The organism is uncultured Bacteroides sp., assembly GCF_902491285.1.
Lineage (GTDB): Bacteria > Bacteroidota > Bacteroidia > Bacteroidales > Bacteroidaceae > Bacteroides.
In genome coordinates this window covers 1-3,390 of the sequence record NZ_CABUHK010000167.1, presented here as the reverse complement: position 1 = coordinate 3,390, position 3,390 = coordinate 1, and the positions used below count along the sequence as shown (strand labels likewise).

Annotated in this window: 4 protein-coding genes; 3 read left to right on the top strand and 1 reads right to left on the bottom strand. The window is 44.9% G+C overall.

Translation table 11 applies throughout. The features are described 5' to 3' along the window. The first annotated feature begins 11 nt into the window (after positions 1–11). Together queA and folK are read left to right on the top strand one after the other, a co-directional pair. Positions 12–1,070: a tRNA preQ1(34) S-adenosylmethionine ribosyltransferase-isomerase QueA gene (queA, locus tag RDN93_RS21850; protein ID WP_004302895.1), complete on the top strand. Its 1,059-nt coding sequence runs from the start codon at positions 12–14 to the stop codon at positions 1,068–1,070. Beyond that, the gene (gene folK, locus RDN93_RS21845; RefSeq protein ID WP_308747413.1) at positions 1,070–1,555 is read left to right on the top strand and encodes a 2-amino-4-hydroxy-6-hydroxymethyldihydropteridine diphosphokinase; all 486 of its coding nucleotides are present in this window, start codon (positions 1,070–1,072) and stop codon (positions 1,553–1,555) included. The genes queA and folK overlap by 1 nt, the downstream gene beginning before the upstream one ends. Here folK and RDN93_RS21840 read toward each other — a convergent pair. Beyond that, positions 1,530–1,718, bottom strand: coding sequence for a hypothetical protein (locus RDN93_RS21840; RefSeq protein WP_008023736.1), 189 nt, complete (start codon positions 1,716–1,718; stop codon positions 1,530–1,532). The two genes, folK and RDN93_RS21840, sit on opposite strands and share 26 nt — an antisense overlap. Positions 1,719–1,946: 228 nt before the next feature. On the opposite strand from RDN93_RS21840, the gene metK reads away from it, so the two are divergent. After that, entirely contained in the window at positions 1,947–3,239 is a 1,293-nt protein-coding gene (gene metK, locus RDN93_RS21835; protein ID WP_308747412.1) for a methionine adenosyltransferase, read from the top strand. Positions 3,240–3,390: the final 151 nt, after the last annotated feature.

Below are 3,390 nucleotides of genomic sequence, written 5' to 3'. Positions count from 1 at the left end.
AAGGAATAGATATGAAATTATCACAATTCAAATTTAAGTTACCCGAGGATAAGATCGCTCTACATCCTATGAAATATAGGGATGAGTCTCGTTTGATGGTATTGCATCGTAATACAGGTAAGATTGAGCACAAGATGTTCAAAGATGTGTTGGACTACTTTGATGATAAAGATGTGTTTATATTCAACGATACGAAGGTATTCCCTGCCCGTTTGTATGGTAACAAGGAAAAGACAGGTGCTCGTATCGAAGTATTCTTGTTGCGTGAGTTGAATGAAGAACTTCGTTTGTGGGACGTATTGGTCGATCCGGCACGTAAGATCCGTATCGGTAACAAACTGTATTTCGGTCCGGACGATTCGATGGTGGCCGAAGTAATTGATAACACCACTTCCCGCGGACGTACGCTCCGTTTCCTTTATGACGGACCTCATGATGAGTTCAAAAAGGCTTTGTACTCTTTGGGTGAGACTCCACTTCCCCACTCTATCATCAACCGTCCCGTAGAACCGGAAGATGCTGAACGTTTTCAGTCTATCTTTGCGAAGAACGAAGGTGCGGTGACTGCTCCGACTGCTAGTTTGCACTTCAGCCGTGAGTTGATGAAACGTTTGGAAATCAAAGGTATAGACTTTGCATATATCACTTTGCACGCTGGTCTGGGTAACTTCCGCGACATCGATGTAGAGGACTTGACAAAGCATAAGATGGATTCGGAACAAATGTTTGTAAACGAAATGGCGGTGAAAACCGTTAACCGTGCCAAAGATAACGGCAGAAATGTTTGTGCGGTAGGTACGACCGTGATGCGTGCTATTGAAAGCGCAGTCAGCACCGACGGACATTTGAAGGAATTCGAAGGATGGACTAATAAGTTTATCTTCCCTCCGTATGAATTTACCGTAGCCAATTCAATGATTTCCAATTTCCACATGCCGCTTTCTACCCTGCTGATGATTGTAGCTGCTTTCGGTGGTTATGACCAGGTGATGGATGCTTACCATGTAGCATTGAAGGAAGGTTACCGTTTCGGCACGTATGGAGATGCAATGCTGATTCTGGACAAATAATGGCAAAAGTATATTTGGGACTCGGCACTAACCTTGGAGATAAAGAACAGAATCTCCGGGATGCCGTGCAAAAAATAGAAGAGCAGGTAGGGGAAGTAGTTTCCCTGTCTGCTTTTTATGTTACTGCCCCTTGGGGCTTTGCTTCAGAAAATAGTTTTCTAAATGCGGCCGCTTGTGTAGAGACGGAATTGTCCCCATTGGAGGTATTGCAAGAGACGCAAATGATTGAAAGGGAGCTGGGGCGTACCAAAAAGTCCGTCAACGAAATATATAGCGACCGCCTGATTGATATTGACCTGTTACTTTATGAAGATTTAGTGCTTTCTGTGATTTCTGCTTCCGGAGCAGAGTTAACCCTCCCCCATCCGTTGATGGCAGAACGTGACTTCGTTATGAAACCACTGGCGGAAATTGCTCCCGGATTAGTGCATCCGGTACTCGGAAAAACGATGAAAGAGCTTACTTCTTCTTTTTCTCCGCAATAAACACCGGCAAATAGGCGATGCATCCTATCAGTACTGCATACAGCAAATGAATCTCCTGAAACGGCTTGTCGATGAAATGGCAAACAATGGCGTAGATAGCAATCGTGAATCCTACATAGAGCGCCAGCACCAAAAGCGTTTTTAATTTCTTATTTAGAATCATTATAAATCTATTTATGTGTTAAATACGTGGCAAAGATACTCATTATCTCCGAAATCTCTTTATCTTTGCAACCGAAATGAAAGTGTGGACAGATTTGAGTAGCTTGCAACCACGGAAAAAAATGCTAAAACACGTCTTACCGACGCTTTACGGTTTACTCCTTGCAGCACTCACCTCTCCTACCCTCTCATTCTTAATTCTTATTTTTTAATTCTTAATTTAAGAAAGATGGGATACTTATTTACATCCGAATCGGTGTCAGAAGGACACCCCGACAAGGTAGCCGATCAGATATCGGACGCCGTGCTTGACAAACTGTTGGCTTACGACCCCAGTTCGAAAGTAGCTTGCGAAACACTAGTGACTACCGGACAAGTGGTGCTAGCGGGTGAAGTGAAAACAAAAGCGTACGTTGACCTCCAACTCATTGCGCGCGAAGTGATTAAGAAAATCGGCTATACCAAAGGAGAGTACATGTTCGAAAGTAACTCTTGTGGTGTGTTGTCCGCCATTCATGAGCAAAGCCCCGATATCAACCGCGGTGTAGAACGTCAGGACCCGATGGAACAGGGTGCAGGCGACCAGGGTATGATGTTCGGCTACGCAACGAATGAAACGGAAAACTATATGCCGCTTTCTCTTGATTTGGCACACCGCATTCTGCAAGTGCTGGCCGATATCCGTCGTGAAGGCAAGGTGATGACTTATCTCCGCCCCGATGCGAAAAGCCAGGTTACTATCGAATATGACGACAACGGGACTCCTGTCCGCATTGATACAATCGTTGTTTCTACACAACATGATGACTTTATCCAGCCGGAAGATGACTCGCAGGCTGCTCAGTTGAAAGCTGACGAAGAGATGCTGGCTATCATCCGCCGTGATGTGATCGAAATTCTGATGCCTCGTGTGATTGCTTCTATTCATCATGATAAGGTATTGGCGCTGTTCAATGATAAAATCATCTATCATGTCAATCCTACCGGAAAGTTTGTTATCGGTGGCCCTCATGGCGATACCGGCCTGACAGGTCGTAAGATTATCGTTGATACTTATGGTGGCAAGGGTGCTCATGGTGGCGGTGCTTTCTCTGGAAAAGACCCTAGCAAGGTGGACCGCAGCGCAGCCTATGCAGCACGCCATATCGCCAAGAACATGGTGGCGGCAGGCGTGGCGGACGAAATGCTTGTACAGGTAAGCTATGCTATTGGTGTGGCTCGCCCGATTAACATCTTCGTGGATACCTATGGCCGTTCTCATGTGAATATGACTGATGGCGAGATTGCCCGTATTATTGACCAGTTGTTCGACCTTCGTCCGAAAGCTATCGAGGAACGTTTGAAACTCCGTAATCCTATTTATCAGGAAACTGCCGCTTATGGTCACATGGGACGCGAACCGCAGGTGGTTACGAAGAAGTTCTTCTCTCGTTATGAAGGTGACAAGACGGTCGACGTGGAACTCTTTACATGGGAGAAACTCGATTATGTTGATAAGATTAAAGCTGCTTTTGCTTTGTAAGGCGGTTTAAAGCTTAGCTTGTTATATAAAAGAGTCACAATTTTGCTTTCCTTTTGTGGGGAAGTGGAATTGTGGCTCTTGTTTTTTTATAAGTTATCACTAGTGTCCCGTTAAAATCGGGACGAGTTATTAATTAATCAAATAATCCCGG

Excerpts from the sequence above, each read along its gene's own strand:
- queA (WP_004302895.1), top strand. The coding sequence starts at position 12 with ATGAAATTATCACAATTCAAATTTAAGTTACCCGAGGATAAGATCGCT.
- folK (WP_308747413.1), top strand. The coding sequence starts at position 1,070 with ATGGCAAAAGTATATTTGGGACTCGGCACTAACCTTGGAGATAAAGAA.
- RDN93_RS21840 (WP_008023736.1), bottom strand. The coding sequence starts at position 1,718 with ATGATTCTAAATAAGAAATTAAAAACGCTTTTGGTGCTGGCGCTCTAT.
- metK (WP_308747412.1), top strand. The coding sequence starts at position 1,947 with ATGGGATACTTATTTACATCCGAATCGGTGTCAGAAGGACACCCCGAC.